This is a genomic window from Paenibacillus sp. E194 (assembly GCF_000935845.1).
GTDB classification, from domain to species: domain Bacteria; phylum Bacillota; class Bacilli; order Paenibacillales; family Paenibacillaceae; genus Paenibacillus_B; species Paenibacillus_B alvei_B.
Window position 1 is genome coordinate 1 of record NZ_JMDX01000317.1, and the last position, 5548, is coordinate 5548.

Below are 5548 nucleotides of genomic sequence, written 5' to 3' on the forward strand. Positions count from 1 at the left end.
GAATGTCTTCTTCCAAATCCATTGGCAGATAAAGTTGATCCATGCTATATTGAATGTACAAAGAAACCGTTCCTTTCGTAAATGGTGGGTGGTACTTCCATTTTACTAAAGAACGGTTTCTTTTTGTTTTACATTTTTGAAAACAGGGGTGCCCAAAAGTCGTTCGACTTTTGGGACAGCCCCTTTATTTGTGCTTTCCTATTAGGTTTTATTGCTATTGCTTACTCAAGATACACGGTTCATATTCGCTCCAGGAAGACAGCAGCCTCTGCTCTCGTTGCATGTCCCTGCGGAACAAGCTTCTGCCCGTTACCTTGGATCAATCCTTCACGAAGCAGACTTGCCAAGCTATCCTTCGCATAATCCTGAATTTCACGGTAATCTATAAACGCCTGAAGCGCATCTGCATCCCCTGTCGCGCTCAACTTGCTGAATTGAACAAGTGCACGCGCCGTAATCGTGAACATTTCCTGCCGCGTAATCTTATCGCTCGGGCCAAATGTCCGTGCGTCCCTACCTTGTACAATCCCGTGCTCTTTCGCAGCAGCTACGGCATCTGCATAATAGGCATTCGGAGGAACATCTTCGAATCCGCTCTTCGCCAGTGTAGATTGCAGATTCAACACGCGTGTTAGCAGGACAATGAAGTCAGCACGTGTGACTTGCGTATGTGGAGCAAATCGATCCGCTCCGAGACCATGAATGATGCCTCTGGCAGCTAACGACTCAATAGCTGTTCTCGCCCATTCCAGCTTAGCGATGTCATGGAACATCACTGTAGAGAAGCCAACCGCATACGTACCGAGCTGCTTCACCGCAAATTGCACCGTTCCTGTCTTTGCATCATACTTTGCATTTGGAATGATAGCTGGACGGCCTTGCTCATCTACACTCCATACAACGATTGCATGTGGACGAGCCAACTCATCTGTGCTTGGCTGATACGGAATCGCTACCTGCATAGCTGTTCCAACTGCGATGTCCTTCAGCCCTGTTCCATCTACGCGCAGTTCCAACTGAACGGCCGGACGATTTGCAGTACGTTCAAGCAACTCTGTTCCCCATGTACTGCGATCTGGTTGAACGATGGCGACATCAATCGTCTTCGCTCCTTGAGGAGTTTTCCCATTCGCCACATTCGAAGGAAGTGTCACACTCGCATGAGGAGTAACGATCTCATATTGCTGCTTCAACGCTGTATCCGTCAATGCCGATGTTGGCATGGATACGAGAATATTCTGAGCCTCTTTGTCTGCCGACACTTCAATCCGAACCTTCTTCACACCATTCGAATCCGGCTTCAAGCTGTCAGCAGCTTCCCCCAATACCTCAGCAGTAATGACTGCCGTGGCTGTTGTACTACCTGCATCCCGCTTCGCTTGTACCACAATCTTGCCATTCTCCAGCTTCGCTGCTCCTGGATCTGGCTTCGGCGGCTCTGGACGCTTGTTCTCTTCCTTGGAACTGTTCGAACTCGAATTGTCCGTTGACGGATCCGGAATATTTGGCTTATCTTCTAGTTCTACCTTCAGTTGGAAGTCTGCATACTTCGTTGCATCCGCCGCACTCATCGCCCGAATGACGGCTGTGCCCGGCTTCAATGCCTTCACAAGCCCATTCAACGTTACACTTGCAACTCCTTCTGAAGAAGAACCATAAACAGACCAAACAACGGATTTATTGCTTGCGTTGTCCGGCAATACCGTTGCATTCAATTGCAAGGTGTCTCCGATTTTCAGCGTTCCCTCGTCACGGTCAATTCGAACTTCCTCAATACGAATCTCTGGCAAACGATCGACCGTAATAAGACTATCTGCATACACCGATTCTACGACGCTCGTCGCCCGCACGATTGCAGTCCCCAGCTTAAGTCCGGTTACCACTCCATCTGCGCTTACCGCCGCAACGCCATCCTCTGACGATCCATAGACTGACCACGTAACAGAACGATCATACGCTTGGTCTGGCAGAACCGTGGCATTCAGCTTAACGCTCTCTTTCACAGCCAAGTTTACACTCGGCTGATCAAGCACTACCGAAGTAGGAGGCTTATGCTCTGGTTTTCGTATCGAGAACTCATCAATGACTACATCATTAATACTCTTCACGAGGAACTTCATCTCGTTGTCAACTATCTCGACGGCTACATAAATTTGCGCCTTCGTTCCATCTATTTTGTACTGCCAATCTTGTGGGACAACTTCATAGAACTTCGGCCCGGAAGAACCTGCGACGATGTAAGTGGTGCCCTCACCTTCCCCGACGGGCTTGCCACCGCGGAGTGGATACGTACGCAGGTAAACATGATCATGACCATTCAAGGCTACGTCCACTTTAAGTTCATCAAATGCGGATGTCCAAGCTTCGCGAATACGCTTCTCATTATTCTTGCTGCCATATGGACCACGATGGAACGTGACGATTTTCCACGTTTTATCCGTTGCAGCCAAGTCACGGCGAAGCCACTCCTTCTGCTCCTCGAAGTCGTACTCACTATTCAGCACTGCGATATGAGCGTTATGATAATCAAACGAATAATTACTGCCCTTCAAGCTGTTTATCCCGTTCTGAGGATTATTGAAATGGGCAAGGAAATCATCATTTTTCCGAGTACCCGTTACCTCGTGGTTACCCACTACCGATACGACTGTCGTCTTCAAGAACGCATCCTGTACGGCCTTGAACCACATATTCCACTCGCCCTCTTTGAACCCATTCTCTACCATATCCCCAGCCTGAAGGATAAAATCATAATCAGGTTGATCAGTCACTGCTTTTCGTACAATATTGCCCCATAGTTTGAATCCTGCCTCATCTTCGGATTGGGAATCGCCGAAGAAGAGGAATTTTGTACGTGTACCGTCCAGCTCAGCCGTCTTGAATGCGCCCTGCTCACTCACCTTATCGCTGCCATTGCCAACACGGTATACATATTCCGTTCCCGGCTCAAGTCCTTGCACAACTGCCTTGTGTACACGAACTGTACCGATATCCCACGTATGGAGCATATTACTCGTACCGTTCACACGAATGACATTCGCATTGTTAAAATCGACGAGGTCCTTCTTCTTCACGATCTCTACTACTGAAGCATCCACGTTAATCTTCGAATGCCATGTAAAGCCGCGAGAAGTTGCAGGATCTTCTCCCATCGACACACTGATGTTGTAAGGCAATTCGCTGCCCGCTAGTGGAGATACCTTGAACTTCACAACCGGACTGAAGCGTACTCCCTCGTTTGCTTGCAGCTCGTATTCGCGTACCGTCCCCGTCAGTTTATTCGTAGTAAGTTTGCCGTCTGCGCCCGTCACACCTAACTCTATCCCATCACGTGTCACGATACGCGCTCCCTGCACAGGAGCACCAGCCTCATCTACGACCCCAAGCACGGTATCTTGCCCTTCCGCTATACCATCCGTATTCCAATTCAAGCGCAGATGGTACTGAATGGCTGCGTGCATAGGCAGGCCGAAGAAGCTAAAATCGGCATTTCCCTTATCTGCCAATGCAATGCTTCCGGATTTTAATTCAACCTTAAATGTGCCCGACACATCCGATTTCAGGTGATATTCAATCCGCGCAAGCGCTTCGTCATCCTTCAAGTTCAACTGATTCACATCAGACAGCTTCAGGTTCACTTTCCCATCCGGGGCAATATGATGCTCGATATTAGCGGGAGCAAGTTTATCGCCTGCAACTACTTCTATCTTTTCTATCAAATTCGGGTCAACCTTAAATCCAACTTCAGCACGTTTAATATTGGAAGGTTTATATCCTTTGACCTCCACCTTATAAACATTGCCTGCATATGCATTGTCTGCTCCCGTATATACCAGCCTCGATGCCCCAGTATCGACTGTGAACATCCATTCTTTCTCTGCACGATTCCCGTTTAGGTCACGAATTTTGACCATCACGACATGAACCCCGTCTGCCAAAGGTACATTTGGTGTGTAGTGAATTTCGCCCTTAGGTGGATAAAATCCATGCTGCACCAGCCGCCCGTCCACATACATGCGTACCTTATCAGGATCAATTAATGTTGTTCCCGGATGCTTAATCGGATCATATCCGAAATCTTCCCCGTACACCTGAATTTTTGGAGTCGAGGTATGAATCGTACTGCCGTCAACTGGAGAGAAGTCCTTTAGCACTGGAGGATCCATGTCATCCGTGTTCGGGCCATACAGCGCTCGGATTTGATCGATATAGAGGGTTCCATCGTTCTTGTTTGTATTTTTCGTCTCCATATATCGAATCGGCATGGAAATTTGAAGCGGAAGAGGTCTTCCCTTTGGAACCGCTGCCTCGATATACTTCCATCCTGTGAAATCAAGACCTTGTTTCTCATCCGTATAATCAATATCCACTGCAGCCCCATTGCCGTCTCGCAGCTGGCCGCGCAGCCAGTGCTTTTGACCGTCACCATACACCCATACGCTGATTTTTTCCGGATAGCCAGGAATATCAATATATTGATCCTTGCCTTTTGTATTGATGTATGCGCCTGATATCCCCACTGTATCCGTGAAGTCATACTTCAGCTTTGCTGCTTTGCTGCCAAATCGAACATATTCCTCATCCGTCGTCTCGCTGAGCTTTACACTCTTGTATCTCGCACCACTTTCCTCATAGTAACGATCCAGACCATTCTCGAAATCTTCCAACACGACAGGCTTCAGCCCTATATTTACTTCCATTGATGCCTCGACATTACCGTACTTGACGATAATCTTACCGTTCTTATCCGTTTCCGACGTCGCGGTAAATACACCGTTAGCATCAATAGAACCGATCGAGCCCTCGACCCTCCACTCAAACTGGCGATTATCAGAAATAACAACTTGCCCATCTCGAACAGCCGTGACCTGCATATTCACTTGTTCACCAGAAGAAAAAGCCTTTACCTTGTCAGGCAGTATGAGGTCTGTCAAATCCTTCACAACCTCGACTTGACCTTGCCCCTTTACACCACCTACAGTCACTTCAACATTTGCGATTCCTGCAGCAGTACCAGCCGTGAACTTGCCATCCCCTTCTATCACCCCAAGCGAAGGATCAACTGTCCACTGCAATGCACCTGCATAGGGAGCAGGATGTCCATTTGCATCTACCCCAGCTGCTGCGAATTTGAACGTTGAACCAACGAGCACTCGCTCCATATTCGGCTGTACGACCAGCTTCGATGCAGTACCTTGCTCTGGTGCCTTATTTACGAGCAGCAATCCGTTTGCCGTCTTGCGCTCACTGCCGTCAGATGGACGATTCAGCACCTTGCGAGTCGGTTCACCCGGCAGCTTCGCTACGAACGTGGACGAGCCGCCACCATCTAGGCATAGCGCATTGACGACACCCATGTCCTTCAGCACCTTGCCGAAATCATCATAGGATACACCTTCGCTAAATCCAGGTGCACGACCGTCGATCACCATCATAATAATGGAGCCGTCAGCTTTCGTTCCGATTGCTACTCGTGGATAGAGTGCCTTATCTGTATGCTCTTGTGCCACGCCATCCTTGACCAGCATGAACACACCGCCGACTGCCA

Annotated in this window: 1 protein-coding gene; it reads right to left on the bottom strand. The window is 48.6% G+C overall.

Going from position 1 to position 5548, the window contains the following annotated elements:
- Nucleotides 1-239: 239 nt before the first annotated feature.
- A complete protein-coding gene (locus AZ66_RS26150; protein ID WP_052648889.1) occupies nt 240-5528 on the bottom strand; it encodes an S-layer homology domain-containing protein in 5289 nt (1762 codons plus the stop codon).
- Between the last annotated feature and the right edge of the window lie 20 nt (nt 5529-5548).

Coding starts and splice junctions, on each gene's coding strand:
- AZ66_RS26150 (WP_052648889.1), bottom strand. CDS start 5,528: ATGCTGGTCAAGGATGGCGTGGCACAAGAGCATACAGATAAGGCACTC.